Below are 25,838 nucleotides of genomic sequence, written 5' to 3'. Positions count from 1 at the left end.
TTGAAATTTATTATTGTCCGGATGGATGTGAGGGTTTATGCATGTCCATATATTTCTTTAATTCAGGGTTGTTAGATATTCCAAAGTAGCGCGAGAAAAAGTATCCGTTTCGCCGGGCAATGGCGATATGCCAGAAACCGATCTGAGACAAGTGGCCATACCGCGACAACACTTTATACTTATTAAACCAGGTGATTTTCTCTTCTGATAGTTTTGGCTTTATCCGGGCGTTCAAGCGATTTTGACTGTATTGTTCCAGATAAAGGCTGAGTTCTTCATCAGAGATGTGACTGACGAGCTCCTTTACGCTACTGGTCAAGGCTATGTTTTCTAATGATTGAAATAACTCTTCTATTGTGAAATGCATACCTGCTGATTTGAAATATGCGGGAGCCTCAGCCTTTATTCTGGCTATCCGCTCAATTTTAAATTCATTGATGCTGTTATAGGATTTGTCAAAACAATCGATCAGGGCATATAGCGCAGCATAACCATAGGTTCTGCTGTCGGAGTCTACCAGGTGAAAAGTCCCATCGGTGATTTCAAAAATCAGTTTAATGTTATTGCCCTTTAAGGCCGACAAATAATTACTGAAAAATAGAAGATATTCTTCAATGGCCTTACTGATACCGATGTCATAGGGGAAATAGGTTTGGTCTGTGTTCCATATGACCCGGTTATCGTAGGAATCTGATGGGTATAATTTTATTTCAAGATGAGCATAACGCTCTATTTTTGTATATATAGCTCTCCCTGTTACTGGTTGGAGATCCCAGTCCAGGAGTTGCGGCATAATATTTCGCAATTCCTGTATATTGTAAAGCTTGTTGTTTAGGCTAATCTCTGTCATGTTTGTTTTTTTCTATTTTTTCCAGGGCAGTTCAGGATTTGGGTTAGGCATTTTTGGGAGAATCTCGCAAATGACCCCAATGATTTGTTCATCAGGCACTTCAATAACCTGATCTGTAATTGTCCCTCTTAGCCTTTGATCTTGTCCATAGCGCTTACCAGCGATGGCAAAAGGGCCAAAACCAACACTAAGTTCATGACGTTCAATTTCTTCATTGAGTTTAGGTGCCAGGTCGGTAAAGCGGCCACTAACCCTTAAGTTCCGGCAAATGATGGCAGAGAGGGGCAATAAAGTCATTTCTCCATGTGGCAGAATACCTTGTTCTATATCGGCCCCACTTGACAGCGACAGATCCGGTACCGGGGAATTTTTGCCCATGCGCCAGGCCTTGTTGGTAAGAACCAGTGGGTTGAGCCAGTTTCTTTCGATGTGGACCTCCATGAGTTGACATTCTACCTTTACTGCGGTTTCCCCCATTTTTAAAAAGGATAGCTGGTTGCGGTCCCCTTGGGTATTGGAAAGGTTGAACATACCGAAGGAAGGATCCAGATCTCCCGTTAAACCCGCTAATCTGGATTTTGGCTGATGATCAAGGTCTTGCTGGTCAAAGCTGAAACCGCTCCATCCGGAATTCTCAAACCAATACTTGTAGCCGGGGTAGAACTCTGTTAACTGAAAAACAGCTCCTGTACTGGTGGTCTGCTGCCACTCCTGAAACCGTTCTCCTGCCTTTTTCCAAAAATTGGTGGAATATAAAGGCTGGTACTCCTGTATGATGGCTAAGCAGAGCTCCATCCGGCCTTTATGTCCCTTTGCAATCCACTTGTTCATGGCCTGCTCTCGTTTGATCAGCAAATTTCTTGATATTTTTGCTCCTCCGTTTTCCTGAGTTGCTTTGGCACTCAGGTATTCCAAAAGAACAGCTTCATAAGCGTATTTGTAAAACTGATATTCCTCAAAACTGTCCTCGTATTGTTGTTCTGCTTCTCTTAATCTGGCCATTTGTTCCGGTCGTCCGCTGATGACCGGACTTTCCTTATGGTTCAAAACTGAAGTGTACACTTCGGAGATTTTCCTCCCTTCCTGCTTTTCAAGCCAGCTGAAAGCAGGGACCTGCTCAAACATAGAGGAAAGTATTGCGGCATCTTCCCCTTTCTCCAAAGGCTTTAGGCCGGAAGGGAGAAATTTTCCGGGACCGGATATCGCGAACAGGTGTGTACGGGAATCTTCAATCAATGAAGCAGAAAGTTTAGCATAAAGCATTTCAAAAAAGTCTGTATTCCAATTTTGCATATGATGTTAATGAAATCGACAATGGATTTGGGTATTTCCAGCTGCCAAGAGGTTAAATAATTATTGAAATTAATAAAAAATTGAGGCTCAAAACAGAAATATATCAAACATTTATTCTATGTGGTCAATAAGAATGATGAAATTGATTACAAGATACAAACAGAGTACTCACCTTCATCAATTGAAATTGCTGGGCCTAAGTACCTGTTTTGTGAGCAAAAGGGGGAGGTACATGCGACCTGTGGTTTTGGATTTAATGATGATTTCAAGTATGATGATTTAAAGAAAAGTGTAATCGATATTCTTGAAGGAAAACATCAACCACAAGCCAGTTCAAGACCAAACAAATAGCCCTGATAGGGAACAATTTATGTCATTCATCTCTAATCTTTTAATCAATTTATTGTCTGGATTTTTTTCTTTCAATACTTTGATTATTTTTGCGGCCGAATGAGAGTAGTTGTGTTTTTTGTATTTCTGTTTTCCCATCTGCTTAGCAGGGGGGCTGATATTCATGCGGGTACAGTACATCATTCTATGCCTCCTGTTAGTCATTGTTCCCATCACCGGCTTGCCAAAAGCGAACCCACAAACTTTGCAACTGCAGACCTGGATCTCTCGGTATCTGAAGAAGGTGATTTAGATGAAGAACACACCAATGGTGATGACCTTCAGCAGGGGCTTACACACCGCAATTATCTTTTATGCGACAGGTGGTACCTTAGCTTTTTCCCGGCTTTAATTTTAGAAGACTACCACCATCATTTCAAAACATTCCCACCTTTCTGTGGCGATACATCTCCCATTTACATCAAACAAAGAGTTTTAAGGATCTGAGGATTTTCATCCATCGGTTTCTGGTTTGTGATCATCCCTGGCTTTATGGCCCGGAGACCGACGATTAGTTATGTCCTGAGGCTTCGTTGATCAGTCATTGAATTTCAGGAATTTATTCGCTTAATTTCCCATTAAATATCATGAAGAAAACAATCGTGTTCACGGCTGCTATTGCCTTGTTGAACCTTGCCAGCTGTACCTCAAAAAAAGAGGAGAAAAAAGAAGACAGCAAGTTTACCACCACCAATCCTTTAAAGACGGATACTTCCTTTACCAAGGAGTATGTTTCGCAGATCCGCTCTGTTCGCAACATTGAAATCCGGGCACAGGAAAAAGGATACCTGCAAAACATTTATGTGGATGAAGGCCAGTCTGTAAAAGCTGGTCAGCTGCTGTTTAAGATCATGCCTAAAGTTTATGAAGCAGAATTGCGGAAAGCGCAGGCCGAAGTGAAAGCAGAAGAGATTGAACTCAGAAACGTCAAACTACTGGCGGATAAAAATGTAGTATCTAAAAATGAACAGGCCATGGCTCAGGCCAAAGTGGACCAGGCGAAAGCAGAAGTTGCCCTGGCTAAACTCCATCTGTCATTTACCGAAATCAGGGCTCCTTTTGATGGAACCATAGACAGGATTCCCTTGAAATTAGGAAGCCTTGTTGATGAAGGTGCATTGCTGACCAGCCTGTCCGACAACAGCCAGGTATTTGCCTATTTTAATGTATCAGAGCCGGAATACTTGGAATATCAAACCAATATAAAGAACCGTGCCGACAATAAGGTGAGCCTGTTGCTGGCCAATAACGAATTGTTGAAAGACAAAGGAAATGTAGAAGTGGTAGAAAGTGAATTCGATAGCGAAACCGGTAACATCGCTTTCCGTGCACGTTTTCCCAATGCAAACAAGTTGTTAAAAAATGGAGAAACCGGGAAAATACAAATGGTGGTTCCGCTCAGAAATGCATTGATCATCCCTCAGAAAGCAACTTATGAGATTCAGGATAAGATGTATGTATTTGTGGTCGGAAAAGACAATGTGGTACATTCCAGAAACATTACTGTCGCTGCAGAAATGCCTGATATGTATGTTGTTGCCAGCGGACTTTCTGAAACCGACAGCATCTTGCTGGAAGGGGTTCAAAAGGTAAAGGACGATGAAAAAATCAGGAGCGAACACCTTGCACCTAAAGAAGTTCTTTCCCGTCTGCGTTTAAAAGCAGAATAGCTGTCCAGTTTGGTTTCTATCATTAAAAATATAAACAAATGTTTAATAAGTTTATACAAAGGCCAGTCCTTTCTATAGTAATATCGCTCATTATTGTGTTTCTGGGTGTGCTGGCATTGAGCCACCTTCCGGTTACACAATTTCCATCGATCTCACCGCCTAAGGTGAACATCACCGCAGAATATCCGGGAGCAAACGGTGAGCTCATGATCAAATCGGTAATTATCCCTTTGGAACGTGCCATTAATGGTGTTCCTGGAATGAAATACATGGCCTCTGATGCAGGTAATGATGGGGAAGCTTCCATTCAGGTGGTTTTTAACCTGGGCACAGATCCGAATCAGGCATCAGTAAACATTCAGAACCGGGTGGCTTCGGTAGTCAATAAACTACCACCATTGGTAGTGCGTGAAGGGGTAAAGATCACCCGCGAAGAATCGAATATGTTAATGTACATCAACCTGTACAGCAAAGATCCGAAGATGGATCAGAAGTTTCTGTTCAACTTTGCGGATATCAATGTGCTTTCAGAATTGAAGCGGGTAGATGGGGTTGGTGTGGCCGATATCCTGGGTAACCGGGAATATGCCATGCGCATCTGGTTAAAGCCGGATAGAATGCTGGCTTATAAAATCTCTGCAGATGAGGTTTTGGAAGCATTAAATCAACAAAGTTTAGAAGCTTCACCTGGTAAAACTGGTGAAAGTTCCGGAAAAAGATCTCAATCCTTTGAGTATGTATTGAAATATCCTGGACGTTTTACCACCAAAGAAGGGTACGAGAATATCATTTTGCGTTCTACTCCAAAAGGAGAGATCCTTCGCCTGAAAGATGTGGCGAATATCGAGTTTGGGAGTTCCATGTACGACATTTATTCTAACCTGAACGGCAGGTCTTCGGCGGCAATTACGGTGAAACAGTCTTATGGAAGTAATGCCAGTCAGGTTATTAAAGACATCAAGGCCAAAATGGAAGAGATCAAGAAAAGCTCTTTTCCAAAAGGAGTAGATTATGAGATCAGTTATGATGTGTCCAAATTCCTGGATGCCTCTATTGAAAAGGTAATCCACACTTTGGTCGAAGCCTTTATCCTCGTTGGATTGGTAGTATTCCTCTTTCTTGGCGACTGGCGTTCTACACTGATTCCTGCGATTGCCGTTCCGGTATCCCTGATCGGAACCTTTTTCTTTATGCAGTTTTTCGGAATTACGATTAACCTCGTGACGCTGTTTGCCCTGGTACTGGCGATCGGGGTCGTGGTCGATGATGCGATTGTCGTCATCGAAGCGGTGCATGCCAAAATGCATGAGCTGCATATTTCTGCGAGAAAAGCAACCAAAAAAGTAATGCATGAGATCAGCGGAGCCATTATTGCCATTACCTTTTTGATGGCGGCAGTGTTTATTCCGGTGGCCTTTATGTCCGGGCCGGTGGGTATATTTTACCGGCAGTTCTCCATTACCATGGCAACGGCCATTATTCTTTCCGGTATTGTGGCATTGACACTTACTCCGGCATTGTGCGCGATCTTATTGAAGAACCATGGGAAATCGCAAAAGAAAAACAAGCTGGATAAGTTCATGGACGGTTTCAACAATGGCTTCGACAAGCTTTCAGGAAGGTATCAAAAAACGCTTGGAATGATTGTCAGCCGTAGAATGGTGACTTTCGGTGTGCTGATCGCTTTCTGTGTGGGAACGTATTTCCTGAATAACAGTCTTCCTTCCGGATTTATTCCAAACGAGGATCAGGGGATGTTCTACGCGATTATCCAGACGCCTCCGGGATCTTCACTGGAAAGAACCAATGAAATTGCAGAACGCCTGCAGAAGATCGCTGAAAAAGTAGAAGGGGTGCAATCTGTTTCGGCCCTTGCCGGTTATGAGATCCTGACGGAAGGAACGAGTGCCAACTCCGGAACCTGTCTGATCAACCTGAAAAGCTGGGAAGACCGTAAGCATTCTGTACAGGAAGTAATGGCAGAGCTGGAAGAAAAATCTTCAGAGATTTCCGGTGCGACGATCGAATTTTTCCAGCCGCCGGCAGTACCGGGATATGGAGCCGCCGGAGGTTTTGAGCTTCGTTTACTGGACAAAGCGGGATCTGGCGACTTCAAGAAAATGGAAACAGTGAGCAAGGACTTTGTAAAAGAACTGAGCAAACGCCCTGAACTTTCCTCAGTATTCACCTTTTACAGTGCAGGCTTCCCTCAATATATGTTAAGGGTGGACAATGACCTCGCCCAGCAAAAAGGAGTGACCATTGAAAATGCGATGAACACGCTCTCTACTTTGGTGGGAAGTAATTACGAAACCAATTTTATCAAGTACGACCGTCAGTATAAGGTGATGGTACAGGCCTTGCCTCAGTACCGTGCATTACCGGAGGATATCCTGAAGCTGTATGTGAAAAACAGCCGGGACGAAATGGTTCCCTTTTCGGCTTTCATGAAGATGGAAAAGGTGTATGGACTTTCTGAAATCACGAGGCACAACATGTATAACGCCTCGGAAATCAGCGGTTCTTCCGGTCCTGGCTACAGTAGTGGTGCAGCGATTAATGCGATCAATGAAGTGGCGGAAAAGACCCTGCCGAGAGGATTTAGCATCGATTGGGCGGGTATTTCCAAAGATGAGGTATCCCGTGGTAATGAGGCGATCTACATCTTCCTGATCTGTCTTGGATTTGTGTACCTGATTCTGGCAGCACAGTACGAAAGTTTCATTCTGCCATTGTCAGTGATTCTTTCCCTTCCATGTGGAATCTTTGGAGCTTTCCTGCTGCTGAAAATATGCGGTCTGGAAAACAACATCTATGCCCAGGTGGCTTTTGTGATGCTGATTGGTTTACTAGGGAAGAACGCGGTACTGATCGTCGAGTTTGCGGTTCAGAAACATCGCGCAGGAGCAACGGTACTTCAGGCGGCGCTGGAAGGTGCGGCAGTCCGTTTCCGTCCGATCCTGATGACTTCCTTTGCCTTTATTGCGGGGTTGATCCCATTGGTATTTGCTTCCGGCCCGGGTAAAATAGGAAACCGGACTATCGGCTCTGCTGCTGCGGGAGGAATGCTTTTAGGAACGGTTTGCGGTGTGCTGATCATCCCCGGATTGTACTATATATTCGGCAGGATTGCAGAGAAACACAAACTCGTTAAAAATGAAGAAGAAAACCCATTAACAGAAGAAATTGATCACAATGTATAAACTGAATTTAAACCGGTGCATGTTTGCATTGAGCACATGCCTTGCGGTGGTTCTTGCGATGGCGGGCTGTAAGGTTCCGTCGATTGTGACGCCAACGGCAAAATTAACCGTTCCAGAGCGCTACGATAAAGGCTCGGATACCACAAATATGTCGGCCATGCCATGGCGCAGCTTCTTTAAGGATCAGAACCTGGTGGAGTTGATCGATACCGCCCTGAAGAACAATCAGGAGCTGATGATCACTTTGCAGGAGATCGAAATCGCAAAGAATGATGTCCGGGTGAAAAAGGGTGATTTGCTGCCCCATGTTGGTATAGGAGCAGGCCTGGGTGTAGAAAAAGTTGGTAGGTATACCAGTCAGGGGGCAGGTGATGCCAGTACGGAAATTGTTCCGGGTAAGGCAATGCCCGATCCGCTGATGGATTATTCTTTGGCCATCCATGCCAATTGGGAGGTAGACATCTGGAAGAAACTCCGCAACTCCAAAAAGGCAGCGATCAGCAGGTATTTATCAACTGTAGAGGGCAAGAATTTCGTGGTCACTAACCTGATTGCAGAGGTTGCAGATTCCTATTACGAGCTGCTGGCTCAGGATAATCAGCTGGAAATTGTAAAACAGAACATCGCATTGCAAAAAAATGCATTGGAGATTGTCAAAGTGCAGAAAGAGGCTGCCCGTGCTACAGAATTGGCCGTTCAGAAATTTCAGGCAGAAGTGCTGACCTCAAAAAGCATGGAATTTGAGATTCTTCAAAAGATAAAAGAAACAGAGAACAGGATTAACTTTTTACTCGGCCGCTATCCGCAGGAAATCAAAAGGGATAAAGGAAACTTTTTAAGTTTGCTGCCTTCGGCTGTCCATTCAGGGATTCCTTCGCAATTGCTGGCCAACCGTCCGGATATCAAACAGGCAGAACTGGAACTGACAGCCGCAAAGCTGGATGTGAAGGTGGCAAGGACAGAGTTCTATCCTTCGCTGGACATTTCGGCGGCGGTAGGGTTACAGGCATTTAAGCCGTCCTACTTTTTAAAGTTTCCGGAATCGGTGCTTTATTCGCTGGCAGGAGATGTCGCCGGACCGCTGATTAACAGGAATGCGATCAAGGCAGAGTTCAATAGTGCCAATTCAAGACAGCTTCAGGCGATGTACAATTATGAACGTACAATTCTGAATGCCTATCTGGAGGTTTCTAACCAGCTGTCCAAAATCAGTAACCTGGAAAAAGGATATGGCCTGAAATCACAGCAGGTAGAAGCCCTGGACAGATCGATCGTTGTTTCGAACGATTTGTTCAAATCTGCCCGGGTGAATTATTTTGAAGTGCTGATGACGCAAAGAGATGCATTGGAATCTAAACTCGAACTGATAGAAACTAAAAAAGAACAGCTGAATGCTGTAGTTCATTTTTACAGGGACTTAGGCGGAGGCTGGCAATAACAGCTGCAACCTGCAAAAGCGCTTTGCATAAATTGTCCCGGTAAGTTCGGGCAATGCCCCCAAAATTCGGTTGAATTTGGGGGCATTTTTATGGGTTTAATCGCTGTAAAATCTCTTGTCCTTCTTCCCAGATTCCCAGATTTGAATCTGAATTGATATGGCCTTTGGGGCCGATGTTTATAAATTCACTGCCCCATTGAGCGGCAAAATAACGGGCCCTGTCTACACTCACGAAAGGGTCGTCCTCGCTGGCCACCACGATGGAGGGAAAGGGAAGTTTTGTAGCCGGCATTGGCGCAAAGTTCCTGATCACCTCAGGCGTATGTTCCGGAGAATCTACATCTGCCGGAGCAACGAGCAAGGCTCCTTTGATATGGGGATGATGGTATTTGCCTGCCCAATGCGCAACCAATGACACAGAAAGGCTATGGGCCGCAAGGATAAGCGGGCCCTCTGTTTTTAACAGGAACTCATTTAACCTTTCCAGCCATTTACCGAGTTCAGGTTCCTCCCAATTGTCCTGTTCGAGCCGGAGGGTATGATCAAGCTCCCTTGACCAAAAACTTTGCCAGTGCTTTTCTCCTGAACCGCCCAGTCCGGGCAGAATCAATATTTTTGTTGCCATTCTTTCAGATCAGGTTTTCTAAATTTATCTGATAAATCTACTGAAAATATTTTTTTAATAAATTTTTGGTCGATATTGTCTGCATTTCAACTAAAATGTTTCCTCCTTATGAAATTTTTAGTTTTAATATACTGACTACATGATTAAAATTTGAACTGAAGTATGAAGAACGACATACGCGTTGCCATGAGTATCCCCAATGAACTGGAAAATGAAGTTTTTGATTTGATGGATGGGGCTTCTGAATTACTCGATGAAGGCAGGATCGAAGCATCTTTAGAGAAAATAAGGCTGGCTTGGGGAAAGCTGCCGGAATCCAGGTACAATACTTCTGTATCACATATGGTATTGTCTGAACTGATTCCTGTTTTAAATGCAACAGGCAAATATGAGGAAGCACTTCAGGAGGTTAAAGACTGGATCCTGGACCTGGAGACTTGCGGTTACAAGATCTATCATACCACTCCTTATGTGTTACAGGGAGAAACCCTGCTGTTTCTCGGTAAACCGGATCTGGCAAAGGAAGCCTTTTATCAGGCGATAAAATATGGCGCTACGAAAAGAGATTTCAGCGATAAGCCTGCTTTTTATTTCGACATGGCTAAAAAGAAATTGAACGACAATGAGGAGATCCTGAACCTGTTTCAGAAAGAAACCGCCTCATTGCCTTTTCCTGTACTCAGAACGGAACCTGCAGAACTTTCGGAGGAACTGACTGAACGTATTGAAGTGTTAAGTGAGCAGGGCAGCGATTTATTTGAGGAGGAGAAATTTCGGGAGGCTATCGATGTCTGGTCTGAAGCTTTGGCATTGGTTCCCGGTCCTCAGAATTTATACGGAGAAAGCTTCTGGCTGGAAACTTCCATCGGGGATGGCTATTTTATGCTAAATGAATTTGAACAATCACAAGCCCATTTTTTAAATGCCAAAGGAAATATAGAAACCAATGCGTACGAAAATCCATTTGTCATGTTGCGTTTAGGGGAACTGTTCTTCGAACTTAATGCGTTCAGTGATGCCCAAGAATTCCTGCTTCGGGCCTATATGCTGGAAGGAGAGGAGCTCTTTGAAACGGAAGAAGAGAAGTATTTTAACTTTCTAAAGGAAAATGTAAAACTTGATTAAACCCATGAAACCAGCATGATCTTACAGATTACACAACGAAATAAACCTCGGATGCGAGCTCATGAATACAGTAAAATAATGAATAATAACGAGGTCGTGATCGCTTCATAACCATTAAAAGACAATTATATGCTGATGAAAAAAATACTACCGCTGCTGTTCCTGGTCATCGGCCTTGCCAATGCCTGCAGAGATAAAACGTCAACCACTAAAAGCAATGCGGTTAAAGCCGATACTGCGGAAATTGCTGTGGTGGTAGCCGATACCGTAAAACCGGCTGCTGCGGAAAGTCCGGTTACAGAAAACCCGGCTCCGGAAATCAGCGGGGAAAACAGCTCCCGTGCTGCGGATAGCATCGATTTTAAGAAGTATGGGGCAGAGTTGATACCAAGTCCGGTTAAGGCTGAAATTGATTGGAAAAGCTATCCGGAGGCAAGGAACTTCAGAACGAGGATTATTGAGGGCTACAAAGATGGAGAAGTTAATTTTGCGGGTCATTACATCGCTGTTGTTTTCGGCTGTGGCGCAGGCTGCGTTTTAGGTTTTATGGTAGATGTAAGGGACGGGCAAATTTATGACCTGCCATTGGGAGAAGAAAATTCCTGTTTTTTTATGGAAGATGCCGCATTGATGAGGCCAGACAGCAGGTTGTTCATTTCTGCAGTTTGTAAAGAAGAGGCGGAATCTGCCAGGCTAAATTATAAGGCTTATTTATGGGATGAGGAAAAGAAAAGCTTTAGCAAAATCGAGGCAAGAGCATTTTTGAAAAATTGAGCAGTTTTTTCTAAGGCCCTGGGGATGTCCTTTTTACAGGGTCATTTTAAACTCAGTCCATTCATCGCTGTTTTGCAAAGAAAATTTGAAATTATGGTTATAAAGGATTTCCCTGGTTAACATCAGGCCAATCCCCTGTCCATTTTTTTTAGTGCTAAAAAAGGGAGAGAAGAGCTGCTGACTAACCTCATTTGAAATTCCGGGGCCGGTATTGGAAATAGAAATGGTTTTAGCAGAGGAGGAGGTTTGAATCCTTATGGTTCCCGATGAATTTACTGCTTCAATCGCATTTTTTAGAATATTGATAAATACCTGTTCCAGTTGCTGATCATCTGCAAATGTTTCAAATGACGCATCCGTTTCCCATTGCCAGCTGACTTCTTTTTTCCGGGCTTCCGGCTCCATCAGCAAAGCCACCGAACGGAGCAGTGAAACCAATTCAACCTGATGCCGGGTAGGTTCAGGAACCCGGATTACCCTTGCAAAATTCGACATCAAATCACTGAGCCCCTTGTTGCGGTTTATGGAAATATCCAAAGCCGTTGCGTAGTCTTCCTGGTCCTCATCGTTCAATTGGTGTTTGTAGTTTAAGCAGCTGTTTAAGAGAGAATTGATGGCGCCTATTGAATTGTTCACCTCGTGCGACATCATTTTAATTACCTTTTCATAAGCATTTTTCTCTCTGGTATAGATTTCAGCGGTTAGCTCTTCTATCGTTATAAACGTTCTGGTATACCCCCGGTCTGTAAATGTAGCCTTATGGCACTTGTAAGATTTTATCCCGTCCAGGTTAATTACTTTAGGAGTATTGGTTTCCAACAGGGACAGCGCCGCTGACAGCCTGCTGCTAATTTGGTTTAATGGTTTTCCGAGGATAGAATTTCGCTGTATGCCGATGATTTCTTCTGCTGCAGGATTTACTGATGCAATAAGGCCATCGAACCCGAATATGATAATTCCGGAAGGGGAGGCCTCAATTAATTTTTCCAGGAATGAGCTTTTCTCCACCTGTAATAAACGCTCGTTTCTCAACTGTTCGATCATCAGGTTGTAGACGTAAATCAATTCATCCATTTCCGGATGACCGGTATTGTTCAATTTAGCGCTGAAATCTTTATCCTTTAAAGAGGCGATCCCGGAAGAAATGGTGTCAAAAGGACGGCTTATTGAACGGTACAACAGATAGCTCAGGATCAGGGAGATGAAAATCGAAGCCTCACCGATCAGGAATGCGTTTCTGTTTACCGCATAGAGCCCGCTGAGAATGTAGATGAATATCGCATGAATGGCAATTGCCAATAGTAAAACTTTAGTTTTGAGTTTCATAAGGGATATTATATTTTTCCAGTTTCCGGTATAATGTTCCTCTACTCAAACCAAGTGTTTTGGCGACTTTGCTGATGTTGTTCTGATAGAAATTCATGGCATTCCTGATCATTGACAGTTCCATTTCGTCGATGGATAACGTCCCTACAGCGGGAAGGGTTAAAGGGGTATTTGACAATCTCTGTTCCTCCAGGTGCTGCTCAAAGTCTTTGATTTCCAGCAGGTCAGCTTCGCTGAGTAAGACGCTGCGTTCAATCAGGTTTTTAAGTTCGCGGATATTGCCGGGAAGGGGGAGCGACTTTAACCAGTTCAGCGTTTTTTTATCAATCTGTAACTTAGGCCTGTTGTAAATTTCTTTGAGGTTTTTAAGGAAGTAGTTTGCCAGAACCGGAATGTCATCCGCCCGTTCTCTAAGCGGAGGGAGGCGGATGATGATCAGGTTGATGCGGTAATACAAATCCTCCCGGAACTTATTACCTGCTATCATTTCCCGTAAATCACGATTGGTTGCACAAACCACACGAAGATCAACTGCCCGTGTCCGGCTGTCGCCGAGCACTTCGTATTTACGGTCTTGTAATACCCGCAACAATTTCACCTGGCTGTTTAAGTCCAAATCACCTATTTCATCCAGAAATATGGTGCCTTTATCGGCCAGTTCAAACCGGCCGATCCTATCGTTGCGTGCATCGGTGAAAGCACCGCGTTTGTGTCCAAACATCTCACTTTCAAATAAACTGGAAGAAATTCCTCCCAGGTTTACCTTTACAAATGCTTTGTGTTTGCGGGGGCTGTTTTCGTGAATGGCTTCAGCTACAAGTTCTTTTCCGGTTCCACTTTCGCCGATGATCAATACAGAAGCATCCGTACGGCTAACTCTTGCAATGGTCTGCAGGACTTCCAAAAGCTGGGGGTCCTCGCCCACGATGTTCTCAAAACCATATTTTTCATCCAGCTTTTTTCTGGTTAAAGTGGCAGGTGTTTCCTGTTCCGCAGATAAATCCAGGGTGGTCTTTAAGGCATGGATTAAATAGTCGTTATCCCAGGGTTTATTGATGAAATCCCTGGCCCCCGATTTCATTCCTTCAACGGCTAATTTGATCGAACCCCAGCCCGTCATTAAAATGACGGGCAGCATCGGGTTTGATTTTTTTATTTGTTGGAGCATTGCCAGGCCATCTTCTCCCGTGGTTTCCATGGAAAAGTTCATGTCCAGCAGTACCGCATCTATCGGTTTTTCTTTAAGATATTTCAGGGCCTCTTCCGGGCCGTTGGCCTTTATGGATTTGAAGCCGTTTTGTTTTAACAGGAGACTCAATGAAGCACACACCGCTATATCGTCATCAATAATAAGAATCATATTAAATATTTAAAGGGGTTATTCTTCATGTAAAGCATCAGATGGATTAAGCCTTGCTGCTTTTAAACTTGGATAGAAGGCACAGCTTAACATCAATATATATATAAATAAGGCAGAACAGCCAATACTGATGGCGCCATAATATCCGTTGGTATAGGGTTCTAAATATTGCATAATTAACAACTGGGTAACGATCAGCACGCCCGGTAAAATGCCTAAGGTAGTAAGAACCATGGATTCCCCAAGAAATTGCTTCAATATATCAGCAGGACTGGCACCCATGATCACGCGTAAGCCGATTTCTGCTTTACGTTTAGACAGGTTATAACTGAATACCCCTGAAATTCCAAGGAATACATTGATCAGCAAAAATGAAAATACAATTAGCGTGATGCCCAATTGAATGTAGTCCAATTTTTGTGCGAATTTTTGTACCAGGCTTAAGGATATATTTTGCCTGATCAGAATTTCTGTTGTGCCAACCGAGCCGACTGCTTTCCTGATCTTGTCTTCCAGTAATTGGAAATTATCCGTGTTTTTTGATTTTAGAAGATATTTTGTCGCAGGTGTTTGCATCGGGAAGAAAAATCCCGGACTTAGATTTGCCGCTGTATTTTCCCTGAAAGTTTCCGAAATTCCGACCACCAGGGCCGGTTGATCTGCGATTAATATCGTTTTCCCAATGGGACTTTCCTGCTTGAAATCCCGTTCGGCAAGGTCTTTAGTCAGCACCACCGGAATGGTGTTTAAAGCATAATCACTGGGCTTAAACCACCTTCCTTCCACTAATTTCAGATCCAGGACTCCGGAATAATGCTCATCTACTTCAAATCCAAGGGCAAGGCTGCTTTGTTTGTTGTATTTGATCTTTTCTTCTTTGCCCCATTGTTGAAAGGGGACCACCGCTGTGGCACTGACCAGTTCTATTTCTTTAATGGATTGAAGCTTGTCCTTGATCAGCTGGCTATAGGCTGATTTCTCTTCCGCCGGCATGTTTTGAAAATCCAGCTCCAGCAGCCAGGCATCCTCATAACGATAGCCTAAGGGCTGGAAATAATTGCTTAATTTTTTCAGGTTCAATCCCAAACAGAGGAACAGGGCAATAAAGGTCACGAACAGCTGAAGTAACAGGAAAAAATGCTGTTTCTTCCGGTTCATGATCATTTTAAACAGATGTAAAATCATAAGTTGTTTCCTCCTTTCAAGGCATAAATAACATTCATACGGGACATTTTCCAGGCGGGGTAAACTCCTGAGATCAACCCCAGCAACAGGCAGCTGAAAAGACAGAAACCAAATACCCGCCAGCTGATGATAAAGCTGTCGGTCGGCATTTTGAATAAAGGATCGAATGTATTGATGAAATGTACCAATAACTGTGAGGCATATACCGATAAACCCAATCCTATCAATCCGCCGATTAAGGTGATGATGATGTTTTCAATAACCAGCTGATTCACCAGGTTTCCGGAAGTTGCACCAAAGGATTTACGTACGCCGATTTCCTCAGCACGCTCACCAATTCGGGTTACGTTAATGTTCACCAGGCTAATTGCAGGAATCAACATGAAAAGGACGAGTATAATGCCCACCACAATTGCAGTTTTCCCATATTCAGGCTCATCATCATTAAAAGAACTGCTTTTAGAGAATTGCTCCAGCGAAGTAAAGGCATGTACTTTTACAGAATCAACAGCCGAAACGGTATTCTTTATGTTCATTCGGGACCTTAGCTCTGCACGTACCTTTCTTAAATCATTTGTTTTTGCCAGCAGCATGGCATTATAGGTTCCTTCCACCGCTTTATCTGTCAGTTGAATATTGATGTCGGTGGTGTAGGGAACATAGACATCCGAATAGACTTTGCTGAAGGGGGAGGCTGATTTTACAACACCAATTACGGTATACCTGAGGCCTTGAATCGGGAATGTTTTGCCCAATGCATCGTGTTCGTTAAAGAAATAGGCCTTTGTTTTTTCGCTGATCACGGCTACCCGGGCACCATTTTTCACTTCATTGAGGTGGAACGCTTTTCCTTCAGTAAATTCAAAATCTGTTATTTTCCAGAAGTTCTCATCCGTGAATTTCAGGACATGTCCGGTGGTTTTTCCGTTGAGAAAGGAGATGAACTCCCTGCTCGTAAAATAGGAGATCGTTTCGGTACTCTGCAGGTTGCGGATGTTTTTTTGAAGGAAGCTGAGGCTTGGTATGGCATCTGTCTTTTTCCCGTCTTTATAGAGGGATACCTTATCTAAGATCAACGTCCTTTCGCGGTTGATTTCCGGTGGATTGGCGCTGATAATCTGATCGATAAAGGAAGCAAATACCGTGATGACCATAATGGTCAGGCTGATTCCCAGCAGGGTGAGTGCGGTATAATACTTCTTGCGGAGCATTACTTTAAAAGTGAGTTTTATATAGTTTTTTAGCATGATATTTAAGTTTGCACTGGTTAGCTTACCTGTTGTCCGTCAAAGAAGTGGATGACGCGTTGCGTTTTTTTAGCCATTAGCTCATCATGGGTAACCATGACGATGGTGGTGCCATCCGTTTTGTTCAGATGGAGCATTAAGTTCATGACCTCTTCACCCATCGCACTGTCTAGGTTTCCGGTAGGCTCATCTGCAAGTATGATTTCGGGATTTCCGATAATGGCACGGGCAATGGCTACACGCTGGCGCTGTCCGCCTGAAAGCTGATTGGGGTAATGTTTGGTCCGGGCACTTAAGCCTACTTTTTCGAGTGCCTCCAAAGCTCTTTTTCGTCGCTCAGTACCTGAAATCCCCTTACGATAGAGTAGTGGAAGTTCCACGTTGTCTATCACCGAAAGGTCATTGATCAGGTGATAACTTTGAAAGATAAATCCGAGCTTCAGGTTTCTGAAGAGCGCGAGCTTTTTGCGGCTCAGGGCAGTTACCTGCTGGTCATCCATGACAATAGACCCCCGGGTAGGGGCATCTAATAATCCCATGATGTTCAATAAGGTGCTTTTTCCGCAACCCGAAGGTCCCATAATGGCTACAAATTCCCCTTTGTTTATGTTGAGGTTTATATTGTTAAGGGCAATCGTTTCTATGGTTTTGGTACGGTAAACTTTTTCTATGTTCGATAAATGTATCATCTCAGTTGGGTTTAGGGATTTGTGAGGTTATTCGGTCTAAATGTCACCATTAATTTTTCGTTTTTACCGGTTAAAGTAAGGAGCGGGCTCCATAAGCCCCGGTTTTTTAGGATTGTTTGATTTCTGATCATATTTTTTTGTGGGTTACAAAGTCATAAAGTGTGAGTACCCGGACATTGAAATAGGCATTCCAGAAGCTTTTCAATGAAAAGATATAGTCCCGGCGTGCCTGATCCTTTTCCTGCAGGGCGATGTTCAGGTCGGTGATGCTCAGGTCATTAAGAAAATACCTTTTCTTTGCGATTTCAAAGCGTTCATTCGCAGTCAGGTCTGCCTCTGCATTGGTTTGCATTTGTTCTTTGATCATATTCAGTTGTCTGAGTGTGGTGTAAATTTCCTGTTCGAAGTCTATTTGGGCCTGTTTAACCCTTGCCCCAACGAGTTTCCGGTTTGATTGTGCCGTTTTAATTCTGGAAGCAGAGCGACCCCAGTCTAGGATAGGGACTTGAAAGCCCAAACGTATTTCCTGCTGGTCTTTTGGGCTGCTGTAAATTCCCGGGAGTTGGCTGGCCACATTTGTAAGGCCGAAGCTTCCGAAAAGGTTCACTTTTAACCCATTTTCACCCTTTGCTTTTGCGATCTCTTTATCCGCTTCCAGCAAGGCCCGTTTAAATTCAATGGCTTTCTGACGGTTGTCTTTTGCTTGCTTAACCGCAATTTCTTTATCCACTTCCAGGCTCAGCAAATTCTCGGGAAGGATTAGCTGAATATGGTTTGCAGCAGAAAAGCCGATAAAGGATTTCAATTGAAGGTCTGAGGTTTCTGCATCTACATTTGCCTGGGCCACTGCTTTTCTTGCATTTAATACACCGAGCTTCAGTCGCAGCAGCTCGTCTTTTGATAACCTTCCCAGGGATGCTTTTCCCTCTCCGATTTTATAAATGGTTTCGTTGTTTGACAGGTTTTTGGCCGCGATATCTCTATTGATCTGTGCAATAAGCAGGCTGAAGAATAGTTCTGATGCATCCCGGCCAACGACTTCCATATCTTCTCTATATTTTTTCAATGATTCCTCATAGCGCAGGGGTTCGATTTTCTTATCCCAGGCCAGGGCATTGAAGGCAAATAGGGGTTGGTTTAAACCGATCACAAAAGGATTTCCATTATACCGGGTTTGCCTGCGGTCGAAATCTGAAAACCGCAATACATTAGACTTCAGGAACAATTGTCCGCCTGTTAAACCGATATTTTGTGTCAGCCCTAAATTCAATTGTGAATTGTCGTTGGTCACGGGCTTAAACTCCACTGTTCCGTCGGGCTGTATGACGGGGATATTGGTCTTGCTATACTGAGGCAATGTCCCGTCCAGTACTAACTGCGGACTATAATTCGATTTAAAGGTTTTGTATTGCCAATACTGGTTTTCGCGGATCGTGGTTGCCTGTACGGCGGCGGTGGAATGTTCCCTTGCAATCAGGATGACATCATTCAGGTTTAGTTTTACCGTATCGCCGGGCGTCTGGCTTTCCGCAAGTGCAGGTATAAGGATCTGGGCAAGGAATAATATTGACTTGAACATGGCTGTATTTTTGTTTAGCATTGATTATTTTACCTTGACTTTTTTGAGGTGGATAAAATCCTGCATTTCCGAAATAATGACGGTTTCACCGGCTTTAATACCAGATCGGATCTCTATATAATCTGAATTGCTTTCCCCGATTTTGACCTTACGTGACAAGGCGTTTTTACCTTCCAGTACAAACACGTTTTGTTCTTCAGAGCCATTAAAGGCAGGGCCATTTTTTACCCTTATGGTGTGCTCCTTATAGGAGGTGATGACAAAAACGTCGGCCTTTAAATTGGCGCGCAGCAGCTTTGAATTCTTGTTGATCAAGCTGATAGAGAACTTTACGGTGCCATTTTCCACTGCCGGCTGTACGTTACTGATGTTGCCGCGCAGGTCGGTTTTGTTGATCCTTACGATGGCAGTCCTGCCTGCTTTTACTTCATCGGCATAGGTGTCGGAAATACTTGCCTCGACTTTAAAACTGCTTAGATCTGCAATACGTACCAATTCTTCGCCTTCGGTAATTTCTGCCCCGATTTTATTGTTAACCCAGGTAATCACACCGTTTCTTGGTGAAAAAATAGCGGCATTTTTCAGTTTGTCACTGATCCCTTTAATGTCCTTTTCACGAATGTTGATTTCATAGCCCAGACTTTTCAGATCGGCCTGCATGATGGCTTTCTGATTATCAATCTGGTTTTTGATTTGTGTCAGTTCCATTTGGGCAACCTTCAATGTCAATCGGGCCTGCTTTACGTTTTCGTCGGTACTTCCGCCGATACCCAAAAGCGATTGTTCATGCGCCAGTGCCGTTTCCAGGCTGCTGATTTTCATTTCTTTAATGGCGTACTGTGTCTTTAATTCATCAAGGCTTTTTTGAAGTCCAAGCGACAACTGGTTTATTTTATTACGGTTTACATGCTGTTCCTCATTTAATTTTTCAAATGCGAGCAGGGAAGATTCTTTGTTCAGCCGCAAAATAGATTGCCCGGTAAGGACTTTTTCACCGGCATTAAACATCACCTGCTCAATTTTGGCACTTACCGGAGAGCTGATCGTAACTTCATACTCCGGCGTAATAATGCCCGATGCGGGAACAGTGGCTTCGATCACACCTGATTCCGCAATTGAGGTGCTGAACGCATTGCGCCTGACGGAAGGTTGGACGATATTTTTAAATTGCATAAAGCCAAGAGCGATTGCAATCAGGATAATCAGGCCAAAGAGGTATATCCTGGTTCTGCGCCTGGCTTGTTGTTCGGGTGAAATTTCACGATCCATATTTTAATAATTTGGATCCTGTATTTCAAGCGAAATGCCAGAAATAAATCGCTGTTAATGAGGTTGTTGTGGTTTTTGGCTAAAATTCAATTGTTCAATTGTGGACACTGTGTTTTAAACTGAACGGAGGGTTACAGCTTGCAGTGCGGCCTATCGGAATTGATCAGTGGTTTAATGAATGTGCATTGTGTATATAGGGAAAAGAATTTAGCGTCATTTCCTCCTGGCTTCAATGGCGTAGACCATCGGTATTTTATCGTCCAAATGTTCGATTCTATATTTTTTAGGTTCAAACTCGACGGTCCTGTTAAAACAGTTGTATGGTGAATAATCGAATTCCTGGAAATCGCTGATCTCAAGTTCATTCGTGATTAAACCAGTGATCACCTCAGCCATGCTATGGTTCCAGCAAACATACTCCTGTGTAATTTCGGCATTCCGGTCTGCATAGGTTCCGCTTTCGGTTTCGACAATCGGGCCTGAATTAAAGTAATTGTAGGCAATGGTCTCGAAATTATCGTCAAACATCCATACCAGGGGATGGAATTCCACAAATATGAACCTTCCCCCGGGTTTCAGGTAATTCGAGATGAGTTTTCCCCACTGCCGGAGATCAGGCAGCCAGGTTATTGTTCCATAACTTGTGAAAACGATATCAAATTTTTGGTCTAAATGCCTGGGCAGGTCGTAAATGTCGCAACAAATGAAAGTGGCATTGGAGTTCATCTGACCGGCGATGCGTTTTGCATTTTCAATGGCTTTATCTGAAAGGTCAACTCCGGTAACTTCCGCTCCAAGTTTGCTTAACGAAATGGTATCCTGACCAAAGTGGCATTGTAAATGTAGAATTGATTTCCCTTCAATATTGCCCAATAGATTTAACTCAATGTCATTGAGCGAAGATTTTCCTTTTAAAAAATGATCAAGGTCGTAGAATGCTGATTTTAAATGGGTATCCGTTCTGTTATTCCAGGATTGTTTATTGATCGCCAGGTAATTGATATCAGTCATGATTTTTGTTTTATAAGGGACATTGAATTTAGTTTGCAGTTTTCAACTGAAGGCGAAGTTGTGCTTCAGGAAATGCTGCAGGAACCGATTTTCTAAATTATATTATATTTTTATAATTTTAAAATAATTATTTCAGTATTATCAGTGCTTTTTGCACCGACATGACCAGTCACCTGCACTTTCCCTGCTGTACTACAAACTTGTAAAGTACAATGAGAACTTAAACAGATCGCTTTTGGAATAGTTTGTAATGAGCTGAACACGGCTTTTTTACGACCGCTGAACAAAAATGAACCGCTGGCGGTTAAAGCCGGTATGATCAAATATGTTGTAAAATAAGAAACAGGAATTAATAGTCTTCCAGGCCCAGCAGGAATTTCTGCACTAACTTCATCAACTCCGGATCTTCCTCTTCATCAGTGTTGCTGTTTCCAAAAACGTCATTCAGCGTTTTCATGGACGATAAGCTCTTTCCATCCTGACGGACAAATTTTTTCTTCTCCTTCCCAAAAATATCTGTGGTGGTTTTTATCGTCGCAATGGTTTGTCCTTTGCTATTGCGAATGGCGATGCTTTCATGGTTGAAAATATCTTTGGATTTCCTGACCGAACCGATGCGCTCCCCCTTAGGACCAGTCACCTCTTTCGTTTCTCTGCCAAATGTATCGGTTGATGTTTTTATCTTAGCGGTTGTTCCTCCCTTTGCATTGAGAATTAACAGGGTTTTGTTCCCAAAAATGTCGGTAGTGTTTTTTATGGAACTCTTACGCGCTCCCCGGGCATCGCTGATGCTTTTCGTTTCATTTCCGAAAACATCTGTGGAAGTTTTTATTCTCGTGGTGGCCTGTCCCTTTCCATCATAAATTTCTACGGTCTCGCTCCCGAAAATATCAGTTGATTTTTTGGAGGATTTGATCTTCTCCCCATTTGGCCCTGTGACCGTTTTTTTCTTGTTCCCAAAAAAATCGGTAGAATGGGTAACGATAGCGCTGACCCTGCCATCCGGGCCCTTGTAGGTCTCCACAGTATCTCCAAAAATATTTACTTTTTTTGAGACGCTGTGATTCTGAGCATTGGCGGTCAGCGTAGCGGTTAAAAGCATAGGTAGAAGAAACAGTTTCATTTTCATAGGGCTAACACAGATATTATTCCGGCTAAGATACAATTTGAGACCTCAATAGCAGGAGGCCTCAGCAGATTTTGGATGTCTTTTTCAAATAAATAACATTTAAATGTGCTATCGATTGTGTAGCGATTTAAGGGAGACTTTCGAAAATAAATAGCTAAATTAAAGTAACCAAACATTTCCGTCCTATGAAATAGAAACCCAGACCAACGAAAGGGCGCTTAAACCGCCAAAAAATTCAACCTAAACCAAACCATATGAAACCACTGTACATTAAATGCCTCAGCGTTTTGCTGTTTTGTTTCTTAGCACTTTCTACATTTGCTCAGAACACCATCAAAGGAAAAATAACCGATCAGTCCGGACAACCCGTTCCAGGGGTAAGCGTCACGGAAAAAGGCAGCAGGAACGCCACATCAAGTGACGCGAATGGTGCTTTTTCTATTAATGTTAAACAAGGAAGTACTTTAATTTTCAGCTCCGTGGGCTTAATCTCCAAAGAAGTGATCGTTGGGGCATCGGCTACGTTGAATGTAACACTGAATGAAGACGCCCAGTCTTTAGGCGAAGTGGTGGTGACAGCCCTGGGGATAAAAAAGGAAAAGCGGAACCTGGGTTATGCCATTACGGAGATCAAGGGCTCAGACCTTTCCAGTACGAATGAAGTTAATCCTATAAATGCTTTGCAGGGGAAGGCTACAGGGGTGAGTATCGATCAAAGTGCGGGTGGCCTGGCTGGAAACGCCAGAATCCTCATCAGGGGAAATTCTACGTTTGGCACCAACAATCAGCCTATTTTTGTAGTGGACGGGGTGATTATTGATAACGACGTTTCAACCGGGGCAAGGGATTTCGGGAACGACATTAAGAACCTGAATATGGACGATTTTGAGAGTGTATCTATCTTAAAGGGGTCCTCCGCTGCTGCATTATATGGCCTGAGGGCAATAAATGGGGTGGTCTTGATCACCACTAAAAAAGGAAAACTAAATAAGGGCCTGGGCATCTCAGTATCCCAGTCTTTCAACATTCAGCAGCCCTACAGAGGGCCGGATTTTCAAAATGAGTTTGGTGGGGGTACGGTAGGTAATTTCTTTACAGATACCAGAGATCCGGGCTATAAAACCGGTCAGGATTGGGAAACTAAAGTTTTTCCCACAAACGCGGGCGGACAACCCTATATTGATCCTCAGAAAAACCGGGAACTGGAAAACTGGGGACCGCGCTTTGCAAACCAACAGGTGTTGAACTATGATGGCACGATGACTACCTATAAGGCAGTGCCCAATAATTACCTGGATGCTTTTCAAACGGGTAAAGGATACCTGACAAATATTGCCATTGATGGAGGTACGGAAAAGGCAACTTTTAGGTTCTCCTATTCCCGCAACCAGTCGGAAGGCTTTAACCTGAGAAATAAGCTGAATAAGAATGCGTTTTCCCTGAGGTCTACCTATAAAATCAATGATGCAATTAATGTGGATGCCGGCGTGGATTATTCCGCACTTCGTGGTGAAAATCCGCCTAACCTGGGCCTGAATAATTATATCTGGATCTTTCCGAGAAATTACGACACAAAATACTGGATGCAACAGGCAAAATATACCAGCAGCCTGGGTGGCGTGCCTAAAGTATATGATCCTGCAGAAACCAATTTTGTCCCGGGAGCGGATTACTGGTTCAGGTTATTTGAAAATAACTATTATCAGAACGAACAAATGGTTCGGGGCCGGTTAACGATCAATGCAAAGCTTAAAGACTGGGTGAGTGTACAGGCAGAAGGTAATTTTATCAACCTGAATACTAAAAATGAAAGTAAGGAATTAGGACAGGGATATAATTTTACGGGTTCTGATAATGTAAGCGGAGGCAGGTATCAGTTGATACAAAAAAATAAACAGAGCTATTTTTTGAAAATGATGGCCATGTTTAATAAAGAAATCACTAAGGATTTCAGCTTTAACGGATTTGTAGGGGGAGAAATTCAGGGATATACCCAAACTTTAAGTGATGCGCAGACAGATGGGGGATTGGTTTTTCCGGCCAATTATTTCCTGGACAACTCGAGAAAACCACAAATTTCGACAGGAGGGACGGGGGCCAGAAAAACATTCAATTCCATTTATGCCAGTGCCGACTTCTCCTATAAAAATCAATTGTACCTGCAGGCGACTTATCGGGGCGACTGGTCCTCGGCTTTAGTCTACACCAATGGAACCGGAAATCCGTTTTTTAGCTATCCGGCCGTAAGTTTATCCTGGATATTTTCGGAAACATTTAAGCTGCCGCAATGGTTTAGCTTTGGTAAGTTAAGGAGCAATTTAACCGTGCTGGGTGGTGATGTTGATGCTTTTGTAATCAATCCCGGATATCGCCTGACCGGATTTTCTACCGCTGGCGGAAATAACAACCCGATGCTTACCTATCTGGTTGATGCAAACGGACAGAGCTTCGCGATTGATAAAAATATCAAGCCTTTACGTAAAATAGGTAAAGAGATCGGGGCAGAACTGAAGTTCTTTAAAAACAGGTTGGGGCTGGATGCCACGTATTATATCGACAATAATAAAAACCAGGGGACTTATATCCCTGCCGCACCGGAGACGGGGGTAAATAATATTTTGGTAAATGCCGGGAATATTCAAAATTCAGGGATAGAGCTGAGCCTGACAGGAACTCCTGTTAAAACGGGTAATTTTGAATGGAACACGACCTTAACCTATTCCCGCAACCGGAACAAGATCATCGCACTTTATGGTGATATCGATTATTACGCTTTACAGAATGAAGGGGATGCCAACAACGACCAGATTCCATTTGCAAAAGTTGGTGGTGCCTATGGGATCATCCGCACTAAGATTCATTCCAAAAGTTTTCAGGCTACCGATGCCAATGGAAATCCGGTTGCAAGTCCTAATAACGGTAAAACCGTTTTGGCCTGGCGCTCTGATGCCCGTGCAGCCTTTCCGCAACGGAGTAACGAATGGCAGGATGTGGGGGATATCAACGCGAAATTCCGCAGCAGCATAGACAATACTTTCCGTTATAAAGGTTTCTCGCTGAATATTTTGGTAGATGCCAAAGTTGGCGGAGACATGGTGGTCACTTCTCAGCGTTATGGCACACATACGGGGATTTTTGAAAGCTCGCTGCAAGGCAGGGATAAAGACCATGGAGGGATCGTATGGACAAGTAAATATGATGGAAAAACCTATGATGACGGAATTATTCCGGATGGGGTTTTTGACAATGGACAAACGGTTACACAGGCAGATAAATCCATTGTGAATGTAGGAGGAATGACTTATCGGGAGGCCTATGAAAAAGGCTTCGTTGAACCTACCCATTTGCCGCAATACAATTACCGTTTGGGTTCTTTCTCTACTGCCGTAGGTGATTATTGGGTGGTAGAAAATTCCTGGGTATCGTTGAGGCAGGTCGCTTTAAATTATCAGTTTTCCCAGGCTTTTGCAGCTAAACTGAAGCTAAATAATCTGGGCATCAGCCTCATTGGAAGAGATCTTTTCTATCTGTACAACTCTTTGCCAAACCACATCAACCCGGCCTCAAACAGCACCACCAAGACATCGGTGAACCGGGAAGATGGCTTTGTGCCTCCTATGACGCGCTATTTTGGCCTGACACTAAAAGCTGGATTTTAATTTATCATTCTAAAAA

Annotated in this window: 20 protein-coding genes; 8 read left to right on the top strand and 12 right to left on the bottom strand. The window is 43.4% G+C overall.

The genetic code is table 11. From position 1 onward, the window contains the following. Positions 1-10 precede the first annotated feature (10 nt). Positions 11-850 carry a hypothetical protein gene (locus tag DBR43_RS15395; protein ID WP_124582342.1) on the bottom strand — a complete coding sequence of 280 codons (840 nt, stop codon included), beginning with the start codon at positions 848-850 and terminating at the stop codon, positions 11-13. Between the two features lie 12 nt (positions 851-862). Further along, positions 863-2,143 (bottom strand): hypothetical protein, encoded by a 1,281-nt coding sequence (locus tag DBR43_RS15390; RefSeq protein ID WP_124582341.1) that lies wholly within the window; start codon positions 2,141-2,143, stop codon positions 863-865. 120 nt (positions 2,144-2,263) lie between these two features. Between DBR43_RS15390 and DBR43_RS15385 the strand changes: the two genes are divergently transcribed. From DBR43_RS15385 to DBR43_RS15365, 5 genes are all read left to right on the top strand, one after another. Beyond that, positions 2,264-2,494, top strand: coding sequence for a hypothetical protein (locus DBR43_RS15385; RefSeq protein WP_124582339.1), 231 nt, complete (start codon positions 2,264-2,266; stop codon positions 2,492-2,494). Between the two features lie 99 nt (positions 2,495-2,593). Then, positions 2,594-2,980, top strand: a complete 387-nt coding sequence (locus DBR43_RS15380) for a hypothetical protein (protein ID WP_124582337.1) — start codon at positions 2,594-2,596, stop codon at positions 2,978-2,980. A gap of 140 nt (positions 2,981-3,120) precedes the next feature. After that, complete coding sequence (locus DBR43_RS15375) at positions 3,121-4,203, top strand: efflux RND transporter periplasmic adaptor subunit (RefSeq protein ID WP_124582335.1); 1,083 nt, start codon at positions 3,121-3,123, stop codon at positions 4,201-4,203. A 38-nt stretch (positions 4,204-4,241) separates the two neighbouring features. Beyond that, positions 4,242-7,406: an efflux RND transporter permease subunit gene (locus DBR43_RS15370; protein WP_124582333.1), complete on the top strand. Its 3,165-nt coding sequence runs from the start codon at positions 4,242-4,244 to the stop codon at positions 7,404-7,406. Beyond that, positions 7,399-8,844: a TolC family protein gene (locus DBR43_RS15365; RefSeq protein ID WP_124582331.1), complete on the top strand. Its 1,446-nt coding sequence runs from the start codon at positions 7,399-7,401 to the stop codon at positions 8,842-8,844. The genes DBR43_RS15370 and DBR43_RS15365 overlap by 8 nt, the downstream gene beginning before the upstream one ends. 88 nt (positions 8,845-8,932) lie before the next feature. Here the strand turns inward: DBR43_RS15365 and DBR43_RS15360 are convergent, their stop codons facing one another. After that, complete coding sequence (locus DBR43_RS15360; protein WP_124582329.1) at positions 8,933-9,469, bottom strand: RBBP9/YdeN family alpha/beta hydrolase; 537 nt, start codon at positions 9,467-9,469, stop codon at positions 8,933-8,935. Positions 9,470-9,631: 162 nt separating this feature from the next. On the opposite strand from DBR43_RS15360, the gene DBR43_RS15355 reads away from it, so the two are divergent. Together DBR43_RS15355 and DBR43_RS15350 are read left to right on the top strand one after the other, a co-directional pair. Then, positions 9,632-10,594, top strand: coding sequence for a tetratricopeptide repeat protein (locus DBR43_RS15355; RefSeq protein WP_124582327.1), 963 nt, complete (start codon positions 9,632-9,634; stop codon positions 10,592-10,594). Positions 10,595-10,729: 135 nt separating this feature from the next. Beyond that, a complete protein-coding gene (locus DBR43_RS15350; RefSeq protein ID WP_124582325.1) occupies positions 10,730-11,368 on the top strand; it encodes a hypothetical protein in 639 nt (212 codons plus the stop codon). Positions 11,369-11,401: 33 nt separating this feature from the next. On the opposite strand, the gene DBR43_RS15345 is transcribed toward DBR43_RS15350, so the two are convergent. From DBR43_RS15345 to DBR43_RS15305, 9 genes are all read right to left on the bottom strand, one after another. Beyond that, entirely contained in the window at positions 11,402-12,694 is a 1,293-nt protein-coding gene (locus tag DBR43_RS15345; RefSeq protein ID WP_124582323.1) for a sensor histidine kinase, read from the bottom strand. Beyond that, entirely contained in the window at positions 12,678-14,054 is a 1,377-nt protein-coding gene (locus tag DBR43_RS15340; protein ID WP_124582321.1) for a sigma-54-dependent transcriptional regulator, read from the bottom strand. Before DBR43_RS15340 ends, DBR43_RS15345 begins: the two co-directional genes overlap by 17 nt. A gap of 18 nt (positions 14,055-14,072) precedes the next feature. Beyond that, positions 14,073-15,212, bottom strand: a complete 1,140-nt coding sequence (locus DBR43_RS15335; RefSeq protein ID WP_158622504.1) for an ABC transporter permease — start codon at positions 15,210-15,212, stop codon at positions 14,073-14,075. 23 nt (positions 15,213-15,235) lie between these two features. Beyond that, positions 15,236-16,486, bottom strand: a complete 1,251-nt coding sequence (locus tag DBR43_RS15330) for an ABC transporter permease (RefSeq protein WP_124582317.1) — start codon at positions 16,484-16,486, stop codon at positions 15,236-15,238. A 20-nt stretch (positions 16,487-16,506) separates the two neighbouring features. After that, entirely contained in the window at positions 16,507-17,175 is a 669-nt protein-coding gene (locus tag DBR43_RS15325; RefSeq protein WP_124582315.1) for an ABC transporter ATP-binding protein, read from the bottom strand. Between the two features lie 127 nt (positions 17,176-17,302). After that, positions 17,303-18,754 carry a TolC family protein gene (locus DBR43_RS15320; protein ID WP_124582313.1) on the bottom strand — a complete coding sequence of 484 codons (1,452 nt, stop codon included), beginning with the start codon at positions 18,752-18,754 and terminating at the stop codon, positions 17,303-17,305. A 24-nt stretch (positions 18,755-18,778) separates the two neighbouring features. Beyond that, entirely contained in the window at positions 18,779-20,023 is a 1,245-nt protein-coding gene (locus DBR43_RS15315) for an efflux RND transporter periplasmic adaptor subunit (protein ID WP_124582311.1), read from the bottom strand. 213 nt (positions 20,024-20,236) lie between these two features. Then, a complete protein-coding gene (locus tag DBR43_RS15310) occupies positions 20,237-21,034 on the bottom strand; it encodes a class I SAM-dependent methyltransferase (protein WP_233602988.1) in 798 nt (265 codons plus the stop codon). 349 nt (positions 21,035-21,383) lie between these two features. Further along, complete coding sequence (locus tag DBR43_RS15305) at positions 21,384-22,157, bottom strand: hypothetical protein (protein WP_124582307.1); 774 nt, start codon at positions 22,155-22,157, stop codon at positions 21,384-21,386. A 260-nt stretch (positions 22,158-22,417) separates the two neighbouring features. Here DBR43_RS15305 and DBR43_RS15300 point away from each other — a divergent pair, with 260 nt between their 5' ends. Beyond that, positions 22,418-25,822, top strand: a complete 3,405-nt coding sequence (locus DBR43_RS15300; protein ID WP_124582305.1) for a SusC/RagA family TonB-linked outer membrane protein — start codon at positions 22,418-22,420, stop codon at positions 25,820-25,822. Positions 25,823-25,838: the final 16 nt, after the last annotated feature.

This window comes from Pedobacter sp. KBW06 (genome assembly GCF_003852525.1).
Taxonomy (GTDB): Bacteria; Bacteroidota; Bacteroidia; order Sphingobacteriales; family Sphingobacteriaceae; genus Pedobacter.
This window is presented reverse-complemented; position numbering and strand designations above follow the sequence as displayed.